Below are 18930 nucleotides of genomic sequence, written 5' to 3'. Positions count from 1 at the left end.
ATAGATACAAGATGCACGCATGTGGACCCGCGTCCGGATCCTGGACCGCGTCCGGCTGCCCGCCCCGGCACCCCGGCTCGTGCGGTCCTGACCGCCGTCGTCGAGGGCACGGCGCCCTGGGCGCTCAACGAGGTCGAATGGGACGCGACCCCTCTCCGGGCCCTGGTGAACGGCGGCAAGCCCGCCCGCAACCAGCTCGGCTGCGGCGACCTCAACCTCCCCATCGAGCGGGACCGGTGTCTCGCCCGTACGTCCGGCGTACGGGCGACGGTCTGGACGCCCGACGAGCTCCTCCCCTCCTATGCCTGACCGAGCGCCGCCATCCGCGCCGCGCACGGTCCGGCCGACCCGACAGCACCGACCAACAATTCAGGGTTTCCTGAATTCAGGATTCGCTGTACGGTCTCTCCATGCTGACCGTCGCTTCCGACATCGAGGTCCTCGCGCGGTTCGGCCGCGCGCTCGCCGACCCGATCCGCTGCCGCCTGCTGCTCGCGCTCCGCGAGGCGCCCGCGTACCCCTCCGACCTCGCCGAGGCCCTGGGCATCTCGCGCACCCGGCTCTCCAACCACCTGGCCTGCCTGCGCGACTGCGGCTTGGTCGTGACCGTGCCGGACGGCCGCCGGACACGCTACGAACTGGCCGACGAACGTCTCGGCAGCGCCCTGGACGACCTGCGCTCCGCGGTGGTCGCCGTCGAGTCGGACCGCACCTGCCCGGACGCGGAGACCAAGGGCTGCTGCTGATGGCCACGCTGTCCCTCGGCCCCTCCCCGGCCCGCCGGGAGGCGCTCGCCCGCCGGATACGACTGCTGGTCGCGGTCACCATCGCCTACAACGTCGTCGAGGCGATGGTCGCCCTCACCGCCGGAACGATCGCCTCCTCCAGCGCCCTGATCGGCTTCGGCCTGGACTCCGTCATCGAGGTGTCCTCCGCCGCCGCCGTCGCCTGGCAGTTCTCCGCCCGCGAGCACACGGTGCGCGAGGCGCGCGAGAAGGCGGCCCTCCGGATCATCTCGGTGTCCTTCTTCGCCCTCGCCGCGTACGTCGCCGTCGACGCGGTCCGGGCCCTGACCGGGACGGGCGAGGCCGACCCCTCCCCCGTCGGCATCGTCATCGCCGCGCTCTCGCTGGCGGTCATGCCGTTCCTGTCGGCCGCGCAGCGACGGGCGGGCCGCGAGATCGGATCCGCCTCGGCCGTCGCGGACTCGAAGCAGACCCTGCTGTGCACCTACCTGTCGGCCGTCCTGCTGGCCGGGCTGCTCCTCAACGCGACGCTCGGCTGGACCTGGGCCGATCCGGTCGCCGCCCTCGTCATCGCCGGCCTCGCCGTCAAGGAGGGGCGCGAGGCCTGGCGGGGCAGGGGCTGCTGCGCACCGACGGCCCATGGTCAAGGCTGCGCAAATTCACCCGTTCAGTAACGCATCCATTGTCCCGTCCCAGGAGTCTCACCTGCGAGCGGCACCCTTATGTGGCCGCATATCAGGGGCATTTGGAGCGTTCAGTTGAAAATCGGCATCAAGCGCATCAATCGCGTCACCGTCACGGCCACCGTGACGCTCACCGCCGGTGCGGTGCTCGCGGGCAGCGCCTTCGCCTCCACGGCGCACGCCGCCACGCCGCCGACTCCGAAGATCGTCGCCAAGGGCGGCTTCGTGATGAACGACGGCACGGGCAAGACCCTGTTCACCAAGTCCGCGGACACCCGTCGTTCCACGGGCTCGACCACCAAGATCATGACGGCGCTGGTGGTGCTGTCGCAGAAGAACGTGAACCTGAAGTCCAAGGTCACGGTCCAGAAGGCGTACAGCGACTACATCGTCAAGAAGAACGCCTCGTCCGCCCGGCTGATCGTCGGCGACAAGCCCACGGTGGGCCAGCTCCTCTACGGCCTGATGCTCCCCTCCGGCTGCGACGCCGCGTACGCCCTGGCCGACAAGTTCGGCTCCGGCAAGACCCGTGCGGCCCGCGTGAAGTCGTTCATCGGCAAGATGAACGCCACGGCCAAGAGCCTCAAGCTGAAGAACACCCACTTCGACTCGTTCGACGGCATAGGGGGCGGCAACAACTACTCGACCCCCCGTGACCTGACGAAGATCGCCAGCAAGGCGATGAAGAACGCCACGTTCCGCTCGATCGTCAAGACCAAGTCGACGAAGCAGAAGGTGACCACGAAGAGCGGTGGCTACCGCTACATGTCGTGGAACAACACCAACAAGATGCTCAGCAGCTACAGCGGCGACATCGGCGTCAAGACCGGCTCCGGCCCGACCGCCAAGTACTGCCTGGTCTTCGCGGCGACCCGCAAGGGCAAGACGGTCATCGGCACGGTGCTGACGTCCTCCTCCGAGGCGAACCGCACCGCCGACGCGAAGAAGCTCATGGACTACGGGTTCAAGAAGTAGCCCGCCCGCGTCGTACGGCGAAGGGGCCCGGCCCGCACACACCGTGCGGGCCGGGCCCCTTCGGCGTCCGTACGGCTGCGACGGCCGGCGGCGCGGATCGGCGGTGAAGGCGTCCCGGGCGGCGGGCGCGCGGGCGGGCACCGGGCCGCCGAGACGCCTGGAGTCGCGGACGGCGACGGTCCGGGACCGAGCCCGCCCGCCCGGGACGGTGTTCGCCGAACCCGCCGCGCGGTGCGGGCCGGACATGCCGGTGGGCCCGTACACCGCGGCGTACGGGCCCACCGGAAGGGGAAGCTACGCCCAGGTGATCAGGCGCTTCGGCTGTTCCAGGATCGCCGCCACATCGGCCAGCACCTTGGAGCCCAGCTCGCCGTCGACCAGGCGGTGGTCGAACGACAGGGCCAGCGTGGTGACCTGACGCGGCTTCACCTTGCCCTTGTGGACCCACGGCTGGAGCTTGATCGCGCCGACCGCGAGGATCGCGGACTCGCCCGGGTTGAGGATCGGGGTACCGGTGTCGACGCCGAAGACGCCGACGTTGGTGATGGTCACCGTGCCGCCCGCCATCGCCGCCGGGGACGTCCTGCCGTCCCGGGCGGTGCTGACCAGCTCGCCCAGGGACGCCGCGAGCTGCGGCAGCGTCTGGGCGTGCGCGTCCTTGATGTTCGGCACGATCAGACCGCGCGGGGTGGCCGCCGCGATGCCCAGGTTGACGTAGTGCTTCTGCACGATCTCCTGGTTGGCCTCGTCCCAGGCGGCGTTGACCTCGGGGTTCCGCTTGATCGCCACGAGGAGGGCCTTGGCGATGATGAGGAGCGGGTTGACCCGCACCCCCGCCATGTCCTTGTCCTCCTTGAGCTCGGCCACGAGCTTCATCGTGCGCGTCACGTCGACCGTGACGAACTCGGTGACGTGCGGCGCGGTGAACGCGCTGCCCACCATCGCCTGCGCGATGGCCTTGCGGACGCCCTTGACCGGGATGCGGGTCTCGCGGGCGGAGTCGGAGCCCACGACGGCCGCCGGGGCCTCGGGGGCCGTCTGCGCGGGGGCCGGGGCGGTCGCCGGAGCCGTGGAGGCCGGCGCCGCCGCGGCGTGGACGTCCTCGCGGGTGATGATGCCGTCCTTGCCGGTCGGCACCACAGTCGCCAGGTCGATGCCCAGGTCCTTGGCGAGCTTGCGGACCGGGGGCTTGGCCAGCGGACGGCCTCCCTCCGGCGCACCGGCCTGCGCGGGAACGGCCGCCGGGGCCTGCGCCCCGTGCCCGTTCAGCTCGGCCTGCACCGCCGCCGCGACGGCGGCGGCCTCCGGGGCGGCGGACGCCCCCTTGCGCGGGCGGCGCTTGGTGGACGTCTCGGCGACGCCGTAGCCCACCAGGACCGGCGTGCGGCCCTTCGGCTCGGCCTCGGCCTCCGGCGTCTCCACCGGCTCCTGGGCCGGAGCGGCGGCCGGGGCGGGCGCGTCGCCGCTGCCCGGGGCCACGTCGATCGCGATGATCACCTGGCCGACGTCGACGGTCGTGCCCTCGGGGAAGCGCAGCTCGTGCACCACCCCGTCGAACGGGATCGGCAGCTCGACGGCCGCCTTCGCGGTCTCGACCTCGCACACGACCTGGCCGTCGGTGACGGTGTCACCGGGCTGGACGAACCACTTGAGGATCTCGGCCTCGGTCAGTCCCTCGCCCACGTCGGGCATCTTGAACTCACGGAAACGAGCGGACGTTTCGGTCATCGTCGTCACGAACCCTCTCCTCAGAACGCCAGCGAGCGGTCGACGGCGTCGAGCACCCGGTCCAGGCCGGGCAGATACTCGTCCTCCAGCCGGGCCGGCGGGTAGGGGACGTGGTAGCCGCCGACCCGCAGCACGGGGGCTTCGAGGTGGTAGAAGCAGCGCTCGGTGATCCGGGCGGCGATCTCCGCGCCGGAGCCGTAGAAGACGGGCGCCTCGTGGACGACCACGACCCGGCCGGTCTTCTCCGCCGACGCCTGGACGGCGTCGAAGTCGATCGGGGACATCGAGCGCAGGTCCAGGACCTCGATCGACTTGCCCTCCTCCTGGGCGGCGGCGGCCGCCTCCAGGCAGACCTTCACCATCGGCCCGTACGCGACGAGCGTGAGGTCACCGCCCTCGCGGGCGGTCACGGCCTGGTGCAGCGGGCCGGGGATGGACTCGGTGTCGACCTCGCCCTTGTCCCAGTAGCGCCGCTTGGGCTCGAAGAAGATGACCGGGTCGTCGCTCTGGACGGCCTGCTGCATCATCCAGTAGGCGTCGCTCGCGTTGGACGGCGAGACCACCTTCAGGCCCGCGACGTGCGCGAAGAGGGCCTCGGGGGACTCGCTGTGGTGCTCGACGGCGCCGATGCCACCGCCGTACGGGATGCGGACGACGACCGGCAGCTTGACCTTGCCGAGCGCGCGGGCGTGCATCTTGGCGAGCTGCGTGACGATCTGGTCGTACGCGGGGAAGACGAAGCCGTCGAACTGGATCTCGACGACCGGGCGGTAGCCGCGCAGGGCCAGGCCGATCGCCGTGCCGACGATGCCGGACTCGGCGAGCGGGGTGTCGATCACCCGGTCCTCGCCGAAGTCCTTCTGGAGCCCGTCGGTGATGCGGAAGACGCCGCCGAGCTTGCCGACGTCCTCACCCATGATGAGGACCTTGGGGTCGTTGTCGAGGGCGAGGCGGAGCGACTCGTTGAGCGCTTTCGCGATGGACATCTTTTCCACGGCCATGGCTACTTGCCCTCCTCGGCGGAATCGGCGAACGACGCCTGGTAGGCGGCGAACTGGGCGCGCTCCTCGTCCACGAGGGAGTTCCCGTCGGCGTAGCCGTGCTCGAACAGGGCCATGGGGTCCGGGTCGGGCATCGCGCGCACCGCCTCCCGTACCCGCTTGCCGAGGGTCTCGCTCTCCTCGTCCAGGGCGGTGAAGAAGGCCTCGTCGGCGAACTTCTCCTTCTCCAGGTAGGCGCGCAGCCGCAGGATCGGGTCCTTGGCCTCCCAGGCGGCCCGCTCCTCGTCGGCGCGGTACTTCGTCGGGTCGTCGGAGGTGGTGTGGGCGCCCATGCGGTAGGTGAACGCCTCGACGAGGGTCGGGCCCTCGCCCCGGCGCGCGCGCTCCAGCGCGGAGCGGGTGACCGCCAGGCAGGCGAGGACGTCGTTGCCGTCGACCCGGACGCCGGGGAAGCCGAAGCCCTGGGCGCGCTGGTAGAGCGGCACGCGGGTCTGGCGCTCGGTGGGCTCGGAGATGGCCCACTGGTTGTTCTGGCAGAAGAAGACGACCGGGGCGTTGTAGACCGCGGAGAAGGTGAACGACTCCGCCACGTCGCCCTGGCTGGAGGCCCCGTCTCCGAAGTACGCGATCACGGCCGAGTCCGCGCCGTCCTTGGCGACGCCCATGGCGTAGCCGGTGGCGTGCAGCGTCTGCGAGCCGATGACGATCGTGTACAGGTGGAAGTTGTTGCTGTTCGGGTCCCAGCCGCCGTGGTTCACGCCGCGGAACATGCCGAGCAGGTTGGTCGGGTCGACGCCGCGGCACCAGGCGACCCCGTGCTCCCGGTAGGTCGGGAAGACGTAGTCGTCGTCGCGCAGGGCCCGGCCGCTGCCGATCTGGGCGGCCTCCTGGCCGAGCAGCGAGGCCCACAGGCCCAGCTCGCCCTGGCGCTGGAGGGCGGTCGCCTCGGCGTCGAAGCGGCGGGTGAGGACCATGTCCCGGTACAGGCCGCGCAGCTCGTCGGCGCTCAGGTCGATGCTGTAGTCCGGGTGCTCGACGCGCTCGCCCTCGGGCGTCAGCAGCTGTACGAGCTGGGGCTCGGAACTCTGCGGCTTCTTCGCGGCGCTGGTCCGCTTACTGGTGCGTCGCGGTTTACGCGCGGCAGCAGTGCTCTCCACGGTCACGTGCGTGCTCCTCCGTCGGTCCGGCCCCCGGGGTCTGCCGGGAACCAGTGCGGCTCGCCTGGATCCGGAGCCGTGCACGGGGTGGGTGCCGGTCGGCCGGAGTCAGGCGGGACAGGTGCCCCGGCGAGCGCCCTGTCATAGGCACGTTACCCAGTGCGTCGCAGAACTGCGAAACCCTATCTGACCTGCGATTTTGCTTGGATTTCCAAGTAAATCGAAAAAATCGCGAAGCTCTGCTGGTCAGGGCACTGAAAACAGCCTTGCAGGCGGCCGGAACAACGGCACGTTATCCCGCGGATCAGCCCCAGGGAAGAGCGGAGGGGGAGCGAGTGTGTGAGACTGCGGTCGTGCGCGAAGATGGAAAAATCACGGTATTTCTGCTCGACGATCACGAGGTCGTCCGGCGCGGCGTCCATGAGCTGCTCTCCGTCGAGGCGGACATCGAGGTGGTCGGCGAAGCCGGTACGGCCGCGGACGCCCTGGCGCGGATCCCGGCGACGCGTCCCGATGTGGCGGTGCTCGATGTGCGGCTGCCGGACGGCAGCGGTGTGGAGGTGTGCCGGGAGGTCCGTTCCCAGGACGAGAACATCAAATGCCTGATGCTCACCTCGTACGCCGATGACGAGGCGCTTTTCGACGCGATCATGGCGGGCGCGTCGGGATATGTGCTGAAGGCGATCCGCGGCAATGAACTGCTGAATGCCGTACGGGACGTGGCGGCCGGAAAATCCCTGCTGGACCCGGTGGCCACCGCGCGGGTGCTGGAGCGGCTGCGCGACGGCGGCAGCGGGAAGGGCGACGACAAGCTCGCCGGCCTCACCGAGCAGGAACGCAGGATCCTGGACCTGATCGGCGAGGGGCTGACCAACCGGGTCATCGGGGAGCGTCTGCACCTCGCCGAGAAGACCATCAAGAACTACGTCTCCAGCCTGCTGTCCAAGCTGGGCATGGAGCGCCGCTCGCAGGCCGCCGCGTACGTCGCGCGGCTCCAGGCCGAGCGGCGCTGAGCCGCCCCGCCCCGCCGGGACTTTGGTCCCGGGCCACCCGGGGCAGGCGACTCTTACGCGTCCCCTACGGCCGGGGGACAGTGGAATCCATGTCCTTCGACGAACTCCCCGCGACCGGGGCGGTCCGGCGGGCCCCGGCCGGCCCGTCCGGATCCCGCGCGGCCGGCACGATCGAGCGGGCCGAGCCGAGCCGGGGCGCCGAGCCCATCGAACTGCTCCGCCGCGTCCGGCACGGCCGCCTCGCGACCAGCATGCGGGCCCTGCCGTTCCTGACGGTGGCCCGGCACATCGTGTGCGACGGCCGCATCGTGCTGCGGATGCACAGCGGCTTCGGTCACCACGAGGCGTGCGACGGGAGCGTCGTCGCCTACGGCGCGGACAACTACAACGACACGGCCTCCGGCGAGGCGAACGACCTCTGGTCGGTGCAGTTCACCGGCCCGGCGGAGATCGTGCACCCCTCCCCCGAGCAGGAGCGGCTGTTCGGCGCCGCGCCCGTCTCCGTCAACGGGGAGCCCTTCGCGCCGGCCTACCTCCGGGTCGACCCGCACTTCGTCACGGAGCACACGCTGACGTTCTGAGGCGTCGGCTCCCGGCATCGCCCGGACGCGCGGCCTTAGCGCACCTCCGGGCGTCACCGCAACTCCCGCCGAGCGGCCACGCAGAGTGATCTAACATCTGGTAAGTGCCGCGCTCATATGTCACTCGTCCACCAGTTCCCCCGGTCGGCGAGGTGCTGCGCCGTTACCCGAACGCGGGCGAGCCACTCGCCTGCGAACCGATCACCAAAGGCCTGCTGAACCACGGATACCGCGTCTCCACCACACGCGGGTCCTACTTCCTCAAGCACCATCTCGACAAGAAGCACCTGGACGACACCAGCGGCGAACGCGCCGCGATCGTGCGCCAGCACCGCGCCACCCAGCGCCTGAAGTCGCTCGGCGTCCCCGTCGTCCCGCCCCTGACGGACACCCGGGGCGACACCGTCACCGTGATCGGCGACCGGTGCTACGCCCTGCACCCCTGGGTGGACGGCCTCCACCGGGCCGGCTCCGAGCTGACGCTCTCCCAGTCGCGCCGGCTCGGTGCGCTCCTGGGGACCGTGCACACCGGCCTGGAACAGGTGATGGCGCCGCGCGACGGCCCGCATCCGGCGAGCCCCGGCGCCGACCGGCCGGTGCACCGCAGCCCCGACGCCGCCGACACCTTCGCGCTCATCGACGACCTGCTGGCCGCCGCGCGCGGCCAGGACGGCCGGGGCACCCCCCGCGACGCCTTCGACGAACTCGCCGTGCACCGGCTCGTGGAGCGCCGCGCCCTGCTCGAACAGCACTCCCACCGCCGCCCGCCCACCCCGGACGGGCCCGCCACCGGCTGGGTGCACGGGGACTTCCACCCGCTGAACCTGCTCTACCGCGGCGCCGACCCGGTCGCCATCGTGGACTGGGACCGGCTGGACGTGCAGCCGCGCGCCGAGGAGGCGGTACGGGCGGCGGCGATCTTCTTCGTCCGGCCGGCCGGGGAGCTGGACCTCGCGAAGGTACGGGCGTACGCCCGCGCGTACCGGCGGGCGGCCGGGGCGGGGGCCGCGGAGCTTGCGGCCGCGGTGCACCGGGTGTGGTGGGAGCGGCTCAACGACTTCTGGATACTCCGCTGGCGCTACCGCCTCGACGACCGCAGGGCCGACCCGCAGTTCCCCGCGGTGTCGGCCCTGGCGGTGTGGTGGACGCGGGAGTACGAGGCGGTGTCCGCGGCCTTCACGGAGTGAAGGGGGGCGCCACGGCGTGAGCCCGGCGCGCGCCGCGAGGGCGCACGCCGGGCTCAGGGCCGGTGCGGTGATGCGTTATCCGGTGGTGGCGCCGAGCGCCGTCTCGCCGGGTGTCGTGCCCGTACCGCCGTCGTCACCGGCCCCGCCGTCGCCGCCGGCGCCACCCGCGCCGCCCGGGGTGCCGGGATCGGTGGTCGGGTCGGTCGGCTCACCGGTGGGCTCGCCGCTGCCGCCCTCGTTGGTGCTGCCGTCCGACGCCCCGCCGTCCGAGTCGGTCGGGTCCGGGGAGGGGGTGAACGAGGGCCGGCTCGGGGTCGGGTCCGGGGTCCACGGCGGCGGGTTGGGCTGCGTCTGACCGCCGGTGGAGGTGTCCGGCTCCTCCGGCTCCTCGCTCTCCTCGTCCTCGGACGGCTCCTCCGAGGGCTCCTCCTCGGAGGAGCTGACCGAGGTGGACGGGGTCACCGGGTCCTTCTTCCCGCCGTCGTCGTTCGCGGCGTTGAGGGCGAAGGCGACGCCCGCGCCGATCGCGATCAGCGCGAGCAGCACGAAAAGCCACATCTTGCCGCGCCCGCCGGAGCCCCGGCCGCCCCCGTCGTAGCCCCCGTCGTCCGGGTTGTACGGCGGCAGGATCGGGCCCTGCGAGGTGTCCCCGTGCATCGGGTGGCCCATCGCGCGGGTGGAGCCGGACATCCCGTGCGGCGGGGTCTGGCCCCCCTCGTGCAACGCCACCGGGCCGGTGTTCCAGGTGCCCGTGTGGCCGCCCTGCACCTGGAGCATCTGGAGGCTGTACTGGACGAGCCCGCGCATCTCCTCGGCGCTCTGGAACCGGTCGTCCGGGTCCTTGGCCAGCGCGCGCATCGCCATTCCGTCCAGCTCCGGCGGCACCACGTCCGAGACCTCGGACGGCGGCACCGGGATGTCCTGGACGTGCTGGTAGACCACCGAGAGCGGGGTCTCGCCGGTGAACGGGGGCCGCAGCGCCAGCAGCTCGTAGAGCAGGCAGCCGGTGGCGTACAGGTCGGACCGGTGGTCGACGGCCTTGCCGAGCGCCTGCTCGGGGGAGAGGTACTGCGGGGTGCCCATGACCATGCCGGTCTGCGTCATCGTCGACTGCGCGCCGTGCAGGGCGCGGGCGATGCCGAAGTCCATCACCTTGACGGCGCCCGAGTCCGTGATGATCACGTTGGCGGGCTTGATGTCGCGGTGCACGATGCCGTGCTGGTGCGAGTACGCGAGGGCTTCGAGCACCCCCGACACGATGATCAGCGCCTGCTCGGGCGGCGGGGCCTCCGCGGTCAGGAGCAGATCGCGGATGGTGCGGCCCTCGACCAGCTCCATCACGATGTAGGGGACGGTCTGGCCGCCCACGACGTCCTCGCCGGAGTCGTAGACGGCGACGATCGCGTGGTGGTTGAGGCCCGCGACGGACTGTGCCTCGCGGGTGAAGCGCGCCTTGGAGACCGGGTCCTCGGCCAGATCGGAACGGAGCAGCTTCACCGCGACCGTACGTCCGAGCCGGACGTCCTCCGCCGCGTAGACCTCCGCCATACCGCCCCGGCCGAGCCGGTAGGTCATCCGGTAACGCCCGTCACCGACCACGCCGCCGACACCCCAGGCGTCGGAGCCATCCGAAACTCCGCCGCCGTTTGCTTCGGAATCGGGTGCCATCAGTCCTCGCCGTCGTTTCTGTCCGCGCGTCCGCGGGTTCTCACGGTGCCTTGCTGCATTGCCACGTCACGCTACAGCCTCCGCCGGACACCACGGTTCCGTCGCGGCAGGATCATCTGACCGCGCGGCGCGTCCTGCGCGGGGTTTTGATGCGTTTCCTGTAACGCTTCCGAGACGCTTCCTGTGCGTAGGGTCACGGAACGGGCACCCGGCTTGACGTGTCAAACCCCTGGGGCAGACTTGGCGCGTAATCGCGTTGTACGGAACCGCGCCGCACGCCATCACGTCAGACAGAAACGACGACGAACAGAAACGTCGACGTCGGACGGACACACCGCGTGCGACCGCGCGCCGCCGAGGGGGATGCAAGTCATGAGCCAGGACGGCGCACAGGGCCGCTACGCGGGCGGGGCGGTCGCGGGCGGCCGCTACCAGCTGCGCGACCTGCTCGGCGAGGGCGGGATGGCGTCCGTCTACCTGGCCTACGACTCCGCCCTCGACCGCCAGGTCGCGATCAAGACCCTGCACACGGAGCTCGGCCGCGAGCAGTCCTTCCGCGAGCGCTTCCGACGCGAGGCGCAGGCCGTCGCCAAGCTCCAGCACACCAACATCGTCTCCGTCTTCGACACCGGCGAGGACGAGCTCGGCGGTGCGCTGATGCCGTACATCGTCATGGAGTACGTCGAGGGGCAGCCGCTCGGCTCGGTGCTGGCCGCCGACATCCGCTCGCACGGCGCGATGCCCGCCGACAAGGCCCTCAAGGTGACGGCGGACGTGCTCGCCGCGCTGGAGACCAGCCACGAGATGGGCCTGGTCCACCGCGACATCAAGCCCGGCAACGTGATGATGACCAAGCGCGGCGTCGTCAAGGTCATGGACTTCGGCATCGCCCGTGCCATGCAGTCCGGCGTCACCTCGATGACGCAGACCGGCATGGTCGTCGGCACCCCGCAGTACCTCTCCCCCGAGCAGGCACTCGGCCGCGGCGTCGACGCCCGGTCCGACCTGTATTCGGTCGGCATCATGCTCTTCCAGCTGCTCACCGGCCGGATCCCGTTCGACGCGGACTCGCCGCTGGCCATCGCGTACGCGCATGTGCAGGAGGAGCCGGTCGCGCCGTCCAGCATCAACCGGTCGGTCACCCCGGCGGTGGACGCCCTCGTCGCCCGCGCGCTCAAGAAGAACCCGAACGAGCGCTTCCCCAGCGCCGCCGCGATGCGCGACGAGATCGCCCGCGTCCTCAACGCCTCCGGCGGCCAGACCGGCGCCCCGATGATCGTGGCCGGCGGCGGACCCGCCAACAGCGGCTCCGGTGTCGGCTCCGCGGTGTTCCCGCCCGTCGACCAGAGCACCCCGGCGCCCCAGAACGTCCAGACGCCCTACCAGCCGCATCCTCAGCACCAGCCCCACCAGCCGGGACCGTACGGCCGGCCGACCCCGGCGCCCACGCCGGGCTACGGCTACCCGCAGTCGGTCCAGAGCTACCAGCCTCCGGGGCAGCCGGCCCACTCGACCCCGCCGCCGTACTCACTCGGCCCGCAGCACTCGACCACCGTGGGCGCCACCGCCGGTGGCGGCTCCAAGCGCAACATGCCGGTCGTCGTCGGTTCGATCGTCGTCGCACTGCTGGCCATCGGCGGCCTGATCACCGCGATCGCCCTCCAAGGCGGCAAGGACGACGAGGCGGGCAAGGGCGGCGGCGACCCGGACACCAGTGAGGTGGAGGAATACCGCCCGCCGGAGCGCAACCGGACGATGAAGACCACGGACTGCACGGACGCCTCCGAGGACTCCAACGACCCGGCGAAGGTCCAGGCGCCCAACTTCGTCTACAAGGACATCCTGTCCGCGAAGGCGTGTGCCGCCGCCGCGGGCTGGACCGTCAAGGAGATCGAGGAGAAGGGCAACACCTACGCCGAGGGCCAGGTCGTCGGCCAGTTCCCGTCCTCCGGCGCGGCCGTCTCCGAGCGCGGCGCCCACTTCGAACTCCAGGTCTCCACGGGCAGGCCCTCCTGATCCGCCGTACGCCCGCTCCACCCACCGGCACGCCCTCCCGTTCCACCGGGTAGCCCCGCTGATCCACCGGTCGTCCGTCGGGACCGCCCGGCCGGGGCGCCGAAGTGGAGCGCGCCCGGCTGATGTCGACGAATGACCGTTCGCGTCCGCGGATCTCCGTTCCGGACCGCTGTCAGGGCACTGATCGGGCGCTATCAGGGCCCGTTCTTCCGGATACCGCGTCCGGGATGCCGGATGAGGGGGCCCGTGTGACGCTGATCTCATGGCTCCAGGACTCCCGGCCACATGGTCGTCGAGGTGTGCGGTCTGTCTGATGGCGGTGGCCGGAGCGGCGCTGGGGCCACCGGCCGGCTCCGCCCACGGTTCGCCGACGCCCGAGGGCCCGTCCCGCACCGCCACGGCCCCCGCCCCCGGCACGTCGAGCCCTCCCGCCGCCACGTCCGCGGCCCCCTCCCGTCCGGCCGCGCCGCGGCCCGTGGCATCAGCCTCCGCGTCCCCCTCGGCACTGCCCGCCGCCCTGCCCCCGCGATCCGGCGTCCCGGTCACCGGGGCCTCGGGCGCCGGCCCGGCCGTCTCCGCCCCGGCAGCGGCCGGGCACGGGGCCGTAGCCTCCGGCGAGCCCGGGCCGGACTCGCCGGACCCCGCTTCCTCCTCCCCTTCCGCTTCCCCCGACGTGTCCGGGTCGACCGCCCCCCTGGCCGGGCGCGAGGCCGGGGCCGGCAGGGCGCGCCCCGGGCGTTCGCTGACGCCGCCGGAGCAGGCGCGGGCCGAGCGGCCGGCGCCCGAGGACGAACCCGACGCGGACCTCGTGGAACCGGTTGACCTGCCCGTCTCCACCCCGCCGCCCAGCGCCTTCACCGATCCCGGCGCCCGGTCCGGACAGGCGCTGGACGCCGCGTCCGTACGCCGGGTGCAACAGGTCTCGCTCGGTACGGGCATCGCCCTGGTCGGGCTGGGACTCGGCTTCCTCGCGTTCCGGATGCGCCGCGCGAACTGAGCGTCGCGAGCCCGTCCACCGTCCCCGTCACGCCGCCCCGAACCGCACCGACCGGACTTGCCAGGACGAACATACTCGGTATACATACTCAGTATGTCCATTCGCCACGGCCTGCTGGCCCTGCTGGAACGGGGCCCTCGTTACGGGTCCCAGCTCCGCACCGAGTTCGAGTCGCGCACCGGCTCCACCTGGCCCCTGAACGTCGGGCAGGTCTACACGACGCTCAGCAGGCTGGAGCGCGACGGCATGATCGTCCAGGAGGGAGCGGACGACGCCGGCCACGACCTCTACGCGATCACCGAGGACGGCCGCACCGAGCTGCGCACCTGGTTCGAGACGCCCGTGGACCGCACCAACCCGCCCCGCGACGAACTGGCCATCAAGCTCGCCATGGCCGTGGGCGCACCCGGCGTCGACATCCGGGACGTCATCCAGTCCCAGCGCCACCACACACTCAAGGCGATGCAGGACTACACCCGCCTCAAGGCCCAGGCCCTGGCCGACGTCCCGGCCAACCGGGACGAGGTCGCCTGGCTCCTCGTCGTGGAACAGCTGATCTTCCAGGCGGAGGCCGAGGCCCGCTGGCTCGACCACTGCGAGTCCCGGCTCGTCCGCCTCGCCGAGGCCGCCGCGACCGAACCCTCCGCCGAGCCCGGCCCCGCGGCCACCCGCGGCGCGGCCCGCGCCCTGGCCGGCCGGACCCGGTCCAGGCGCTGACGCCCGCGGTGCCGGCGGACCCCCGTCCCGGCACCGCCGCCCACCTCTCCGGCGCCCTCCGCCGCCGCCACCCGACCCCGTCCGTTCCCAGGGGGAACCACCCACCATGCCTGCGTCCGCCACACCCCCGCCCCCGCCGTCCTCCGGGACACCCGGCGGCAGCCCCGTACTCGAACTGCGGGCGCTGACCCGTACCCATGGCTCCGGCATCGCCGAGGTGCACGCCCTGCGCGGGGTCCACCTCGCCGTGCACCCGGGCGAACTGGTCGCCGTGATGGGCCCCTCAGGATCCGGCAAGTCCACCCTGCTGACCCTGGCCGGCGGGCTCGACACCGCCACCAGCGGCCAGGTGGTCATCGAGGGCCAGGACATCGCCGCCCTCGGCCCCAAGGGGATGGCCGCACTGCGCCGCCGCAGCGTCGGCTACGTCTTCCAGGACTACAACCTCATCCCCGCCCTGACCGCCGCCGAGAACATCGCGCTGCCCCGCGAACTCGACGGCGTATCGGTGCGCAAGGCCCGCAAGGAGGCCCTCGCCGCGCTGGCCGAGCTGAAGCTGGAGGAGATCGCCGACCGCTTCCCCGACGAGATGTCCGGCGGCCAGCAACAGCGCGTCGCCATCGCCCGCGCCCTCGTCGGCGACCGCCGCCTCGTGCTCGCCGACGAGCCGACCGGAGCGCTCGACTCCGAGACCGGCGAGGCCGTCCTGGCCCTGCTGCGCACCCGCTGCGACCAGGGCGCGGCCGGCGTCATGGTGACCCATGAGCCCCGGTACGCGGCCTGGGCCGACCGGGTCGTGTTCCTCCGGGACGGCTCGATCGTCGACCAGACGCTGACCACCGGGGCCGACTCCCTGCTCTCCACCGGAACCGCCACGTGAACCCGCTCCCCGGCTGGCGCGCCGCCTTCCGCATAGCCCGGCGCGACGCCGTACGGGCCAAGGGGCGCAGCGCCCTGGTGGTCGCCATGATCGCCCTGCCCGTCCTCGGCGTGACCTCGGCCGACCTCGCCTACCGCAGCGCGATGCCCACCAAGGCCAAGGAACTCACCGCTCGGCTGGGCGCGGCCGACGCCCGGTTCTCGGCCACGAGCATGGGCCCGGTGAAGCTCCAGCAGATGCCCGACGGCGGCGCCTGGGGCACACCGGAGGGCGCCCCGGAGCCGACCCCGAAGGAGCAGGAGAAGCCGGTCGACGTGACCGCGGCCTTCCCCGAGGGCTCGCGGTACCTGACCGAGCGGACCGTGCCGGCGTCGGTGACCACCCGCCACGGCATCGCCGACACCCAGATCACCGAGCTGAGCATCGCCGACCCGCTGCTGCGCGGGAGGATCGAGCTGACCGACGGGGCCTACCCCCGGGCCAGGGACGAGATCGCCGCGACCGAGGAGTTCATCGCGTCGGCGGGGCTGTCCATCGGCGACCGCGTCACCGTGCGCGGCCCCGACCTGGCCTACACGCTCACCGGTGCGGTCGAGCTCCCCGCCGACCTGAAGGCGGACTCCCTGTACGCGGTCCCCGGCTCGGTCATCGCCCCGTGGCAGAAGACCGCCGACCGCGACAAGAACGTCCTGCCGCCGCAGGCGAGCGCCCCGGACTGGCTGGTCCAGGCCCCGCCCGGTGCGGGCGTGACCTGGAAGGACGTCCTCGCCGCCAACGACAAGGGGGTGCTGGTCGTCTCCCGCGAGGTCGTCCTGGATCCGCCGCCGGACTCCGAGGTCCCGATGGCCGCCATGATGGGCGGCTCGTACAACGACACGGAGAAGGCGCTGACCGCGGCGACCCTCACGGTGGCCGCCATGGCCGTCCTGGAGATCGTGCTGCTGGCCGGTCCGGCGTTCGCCGTGGGCGCCCGCCGGCAGCTGGGCCTGGTCGGCTCGTGCGGCGGCAGCCGGGGCCAGGTCCGGGCCGTGGTGCTCGCGGGCGGCGCGGTGCTCGGCGGGGTCGGCGCGGTGGTCGGGGTGGGGGCCGGGTTCGGTCTGACCGCCCTGTTCCGCCCGCTGATCGAGGAGTACGCGGGCAGCCGCTTCGGCGAACTGACCGTGCGGCCCTGGGAGATCCTGGGCATCGCCCTGCTCGGGCTGGTCACCGGCGTCCTCGCCGCGCTCGCCCCGGCGATCGTCGCGGGCCGCCAGTCGGTCCTGGAGTCGCTCACCGGCCGGCGCGGCACCCGCCGCGGCTCCCGGGTACTGCCCGTCGTCGGCGTCATCGCGCTCGTGGCCGGGGTCGCCGTCGCCGTCTACGGCGGGATGAACGGCGACACCAACTTCGTGGCCGGCGGCTCCGTCCTGGCCGAGCTGGGCGTCCTCGGCTGCATCCCGGTGATCGTCGGCTTCCTCGGCAGGCTCGGCCGCAGGCTCCCGCTGACGCCCCGTATCGCCCTGCGCGACGCGGCCCGCAACCGGGGCCGCACCGCACCCGCCGTCGCCGCCGTGATGGCGGCCGTCGCGGGCAGCATCGCCATCGCCACGTACACCAGCAGCAACGCCGCCGAGCAGGCGTACGACTACACGCCCAACATGACCCCGGGCACCGCGGCGCTGATGGCCGCCGACACCGGCGACCACGCCGAACTGCCCCGCTCCCGCGCCGCCGTCGAACAGAACCTCCCGGTCAGCGGCGGGCGCGCGGACATCGGACGGGTCTGGGCCGGAAGCGACTGCACCGTGTACTACGAGGAGGAGAACGGCTGCGGCACCCTCGAACTCGTGAAGCCCACCGGCAAGGGCCACTCCTGCCCGCTGAAGGGCAAGGGCGCCAAGGAGCTCGCCCTGCGGATCTCGGCCGACGAGCACAAACGGCTGATGAACTCCCCGGCCTGCATGGACGAGAACTACACGATGGTCGCGTTCGGAACCGACGAACACAAGATCGTCATCGGTGGCGCGGACGTGCTCGCCTCGTACGTGAAGCTGGCGGACCCGGCGGCGGCGAAGGCCATCGCCGAGGGCACCCCCGTCCTGCTGAACTCGGCGTACGCGCAGGGCGGCGAGGTCACCCTCAAGGCCACCCACGTCTACAACCCGCGCGACAAGAAGAACCGGGCCCTGCACCCCGGCAAGGCCCGCACCACCACGGACCGGCTGAAGGTGTACGTCGCGCCGGACCGCTTCGCGGCGACCCCGGGCATCCGGATGGTCATGCCGGAGCGGACCGCCGAGCGGCTCGGCCTGCACGTCGAGGAGAACGGCAGCTTCTACACGCTCGGCCGGGAGGCCACGGACGCCGAGAACCAGGCGGTCCAGGCCGCACTCGACCAGGCCGGGAACCGCGCGTACCTGATGACGTCGGACGAGATGCTCCGGGAGAACGACGACACCGACACGATCCTGCTGATCCTGGCCATCTTCGCCGGAGTGGTGACCCTGGGAGCGGCGGCCATCACGACCGGCCTGTCCAAGGCCGACGCGGAGGCCGATCTCACCACGCTCAGCGCGGTGGGCGCGCCCCCGGGCGTCCGGCGTTCGCTCTCCGGCTTCCAGTGCCTGGTCGTCGCCCTGACCGGGGTGGTCCTGGGCACGGCGGCGGGGCTCGTGCCCGCGGTGGCCCTGCGGCTGACCGACCTGCGCGCGGCCCTCGCGGACATGCGGGAGGACCCGATGGAGTCGGCCTACACGCCGATCGTGATGCCGTGGGAGACCATCGGGCTGCTCGCCGTGGTCGTCCCCGTGCTCGCCGGACTGCTGGCCGCCGGGCTCACCAGCTCCCGGCTGACCCTGACCCGCCGGGCGGGGTGAGCGGTCCCTCCGGCGCCGCCGGAAGGCTTTCGGTGCCCCCGAGGACGGTGGATCTTCCGTTTTCGGGGGCACCAACGTGGGGTACGGCACGTGTGCGAGACAATGGCGGCATGGAAATGCCGAGGAATGACCGGTCGCAGGAGCACCCGCAGGTCCTTGTCGTGGGCCAGGACGGAATGGCTATCGGCGGCGGTGCCAGTGACGACGAGTCGCGCGAGGTCCCGGTGACGGAGATGGTGGAACAGCCCGCGAAGGTCATGCGCATCGGCAGCATGATCAAGCAGCTGCTGGAGGAGGTCAGGGCGGCCCCTCTCGACGAGGCGAGCCGCGTGCGGCTCAAGGAGATCCACGCCAGCTCCGTGAAGGAGCTGGAGGACGGTCTGGCGCCCGAGCTGGTCGAGGAGCTGGAGCGGCTCTCGCTGCCGTTCACCGAGGAGTCGGTGCCCTCGGAGGCCGAGCTGCGGATCGCCCAGGCACAGCTCGTGGGCTGGCTGGAGGGCCTCTTCCACGGCATCCAGACGGCGCTGTTCGCGCAGCAGATGGCGGCCCGCGCCCAGCTGGAGCAGATGCGCCGCGCCCTGCCGCCCGGCACGGTGCACGAGGACGAGGAGGGCGGGGCGGACCCGCACGGCCCGATCCGTTCGGGCCCGTATCTGTAGACCCCGCATCCGCCTCCTGGAGTCCGAGGACCGACCACGAGGGGCCCGGCGCACACCGCGGTGTGCG

The 18930-nt window shown here is 72.2% G+C and carries 17 protein-coding genes; 13 read left to right on the top strand and 4 right to left on the bottom strand.

The genetic code is table 11. From position 1 onward, the window contains the following. Nucleotides 1-21: 21 nt before the first annotated feature. The 4 genes from DTB53_RS00175 to DTB53_RS00160 all read left to right on the top strand — a co-directional run bounded on the left by DTB53_RS00175 (nucleotide 22) and on the right by DTB53_RS00160 (nucleotide 2404). A complete protein-coding gene (locus DTB53_RS00175) occupies nucleotides 22-309 on the top strand; it encodes a hypothetical protein (protein WP_052295627.1) in 288 nt (95 codons plus the stop codon). A gap of 101 nt (nucleotides 310-410) precedes the next feature. After that, entirely contained in the window at nucleotides 411-746 is a 336-nt protein-coding gene (locus DTB53_RS00170; protein ID WP_003967954.1) for an ArsR/SmtB family transcription factor, read from the top strand. Next, entirely contained in the window at nucleotides 746-1420 is a 675-nt protein-coding gene (locus DTB53_RS00165; RefSeq protein ID WP_003967953.1) for a cation diffusion facilitator family transporter, read from the top strand. Before DTB53_RS00170 ends, DTB53_RS00165 begins: the two co-directional genes overlap by 1 nt. A gap of 84 nt (nucleotides 1421-1504) precedes the next feature. After that, nucleotides 1505-2404 carry a D-alanyl-D-alanine carboxypeptidase family protein gene (locus tag DTB53_RS00160; protein ID WP_003967952.1) on the top strand — a complete coding sequence of 300 codons (900 nt, stop codon included), beginning with the start codon at nucleotides 1505-1507 and terminating at the stop codon, nucleotides 2402-2404. A gap of 294 nt (nucleotides 2405-2698) precedes the next feature. On the opposite strand, the gene DTB53_RS00150 is transcribed toward DTB53_RS00160, so the two are convergent. Genes DTB53_RS00150 through pdhA form a run of 3 tightly spaced genes read right to left on the bottom strand, consistent with a single transcriptional unit; the run spans nucleotide 2699 to nucleotide 6296 of the window. Next, nucleotides 2699-4141, bottom strand: a complete 1443-nt coding sequence (locus tag DTB53_RS00150; RefSeq protein ID WP_012380129.1) for a dihydrolipoamide acetyltransferase family protein — start codon at nucleotides 4139-4141, stop codon at nucleotides 2699-2701. Between the two features lie 11 nt (nucleotides 4142-4152). Next, nucleotides 4153-5133 (bottom strand): alpha-ketoacid dehydrogenase subunit beta, encoded by a 981-nt coding sequence (locus DTB53_RS00145; RefSeq protein ID WP_012380128.1) that lies wholly within the window; start codon nucleotides 5131-5133, stop codon nucleotides 4153-4155. A gap of 2 nt (nucleotides 5134-5135) precedes the next feature. Next, complete coding sequence (pdhA, locus tag DTB53_RS00140; protein WP_003967949.1) at nucleotides 5136-6296, bottom strand: pyruvate dehydrogenase (acetyl-transferring) E1 component subunit alpha; 1161 nt, start codon at nucleotides 6294-6296, stop codon at nucleotides 5136-5138. Between the two features lie 347 nt (nucleotides 6297-6643). On the opposite strand from pdhA, the gene DTB53_RS00135 reads away from it, so the two are divergent. The 3 genes from DTB53_RS00135 to DTB53_RS00125 all read left to right on the top strand — a co-directional run bounded on the left by DTB53_RS00135 (nucleotide 6644) and on the right by DTB53_RS00125 (nucleotide 9071). Next, on the top strand, nucleotides 6644-7303 hold the full coding sequence (locus DTB53_RS00135; protein ID WP_012380127.1) for a response regulator: 660 nt from the start codon (nucleotides 6644-6646) through the stop codon (nucleotides 7301-7303). Nucleotides 7304-7392: 89 nt separating this feature from the next. Then, nucleotides 7393-7884 (top strand): pyridoxamine 5'-phosphate oxidase family protein, encoded by a 492-nt coding sequence (locus DTB53_RS00130; protein WP_234345301.1) that lies wholly within the window; start codon nucleotides 7393-7395, stop codon nucleotides 7882-7884. 152 nt (nucleotides 7885-8036) lie between these two features. Then, nucleotides 8037-9071 (top strand): phosphotransferase, encoded by a 1035-nt coding sequence (locus tag DTB53_RS00125; RefSeq protein ID WP_003967946.1) that lies wholly within the window; start codon nucleotides 8037-8039, stop codon nucleotides 9069-9071. A gap of 75 nt (nucleotides 9072-9146) precedes the next feature. On the opposite strand, the gene DTB53_RS00120 is transcribed toward DTB53_RS00125, so the two are convergent. Continuing rightward, nucleotides 9147-10739 carry a protein kinase domain-containing protein gene (locus tag DTB53_RS00120; protein ID WP_003967945.1) on the bottom strand — a complete coding sequence of 531 codons (1593 nt, stop codon included), beginning with the start codon at nucleotides 10737-10739 and terminating at the stop codon, nucleotides 9147-9149. Between the two features lie 372 nt (nucleotides 10740-11111). Between DTB53_RS00120 and DTB53_RS00115 the strand changes: the two genes are divergently transcribed. The 6 genes from DTB53_RS00115 (at nucleotide 11112) to DTB53_RS00090 (ending at nucleotide 18863) form a co-directional block, all read left to right on the top strand. After that, nucleotides 11112-12755 carry a protein kinase domain-containing protein gene (locus tag DTB53_RS00115; protein ID WP_012380123.1) on the top strand — a complete coding sequence of 548 codons (1644 nt, stop codon included), beginning with the start codon at nucleotides 11112-11114 and terminating at the stop codon, nucleotides 12753-12755. Nucleotides 12756-13428: 673 nt separating this feature from the next. After that, a complete protein-coding gene (locus DTB53_RS37170; protein ID WP_069456338.1) occupies nucleotides 13429-13752 on the top strand; it encodes a hypothetical protein in 324 nt (107 codons plus the stop codon). Between the two features lie 93 nt (nucleotides 13753-13845). Further along, the gene (locus DTB53_RS00105; protein WP_012380121.1) at nucleotides 13846-14469 is read left to right on the top strand and encodes a PadR family transcriptional regulator; all 624 of its coding nucleotides are present in this window, start codon (nucleotides 13846-13848) and stop codon (nucleotides 14467-14469) included. A gap of 106 nt (nucleotides 14470-14575) precedes the next feature. Next, a complete protein-coding gene (locus tag DTB53_RS00100) occupies nucleotides 14576-15349 on the top strand; it encodes an ABC transporter ATP-binding protein (protein ID WP_003967941.1) in 774 nt (257 codons plus the stop codon). Then, nucleotides 15346-18204: an FtsX-like permease family protein gene (locus DTB53_RS00095; RefSeq protein WP_012380120.1), complete on the top strand. Its 2859-nt coding sequence runs from the start codon at nucleotides 15346-15348 to the stop codon at nucleotides 18202-18204. Before DTB53_RS00100 ends, DTB53_RS00095 begins: the two co-directional genes overlap by 4 nt. Nucleotides 18205-18314: 110 nt before the next feature. Next, on the top strand, nucleotides 18315-18863 hold the full coding sequence (locus DTB53_RS00090; RefSeq protein ID WP_012380119.1) for a bacterial proteasome activator family protein: 549 nt from the start codon (nucleotides 18315-18317) through the stop codon (nucleotides 18861-18863). Nucleotides 18864-18930: the final 67 nt, after the last annotated feature.

The sequence above is a fragment of the Streptomyces griseus genome (assembly GCF_900460065.1).
In the GTDB taxonomy this organism is placed as follows: Bacteria; Actinomycetota; Actinomycetes; order Streptomycetales; family Streptomycetaceae; genus Streptomyces; species Streptomyces griseus.
This window is presented reverse-complemented; position numbering and strand designations above follow the sequence as displayed.

Bases quoted from the DNA above. Each gene is read 5' to 3' on its own strand.
- DTB53_RS00120 (WP_003967945.1), bottom strand. From the start codon at position 10,739: ATGGCACCCGATTCCGAAGCAAACGGCGGCGGAGTTTCGGATGGCTCC.
- DTB53_RS00105 (WP_012380121.1), top strand. From the start codon at position 13,846: ATGTCCATTCGCCACGGCCTGCTGGCCCTGCTGGAACGGGGCCCTCGT.
- DTB53_RS00130 (WP_234345301.1), top strand. From the start codon at position 7,393: ATGTCCTTCGACGAACTCCCCGCGACCGGGGCGGTCCGGCGGGCCCCG.
- DTB53_RS00170 (WP_003967954.1), top strand. From the start codon at position 411: ATGCTGACCGTCGCTTCCGACATCGAGGTCCTCGCGCGGTTCGGCCGC.
- DTB53_RS00115 (WP_012380123.1), top strand. From the start codon at position 11,112: ATGAGCCAGGACGGCGCACAGGGCCGCTACGCGGGCGGGGCGGTCGCG.
- DTB53_RS00090 (WP_012380119.1), top strand. From the start codon at position 18,315: ATGGAAATGCCGAGGAATGACCGGTCGCAGGAGCACCCGCAGGTCCTT.
- DTB53_RS00145 (WP_012380128.1), bottom strand. From the start codon at position 5,133: ATGGCCGTGGAAAAGATGTCCATCGCGAAAGCGCTCAACGAGTCGCTC.
- DTB53_RS00100 (WP_003967941.1), top strand. From the start codon at position 14,576: ATGCCTGCGTCCGCCACACCCCCGCCCCCGCCGTCCTCCGGGACACCC.
- DTB53_RS00165 (WP_003967953.1), top strand. From the start codon at position 746: ATGGCCACGCTGTCCCTCGGCCCCTCCCCGGCCCGCCGGGAGGCGCTC.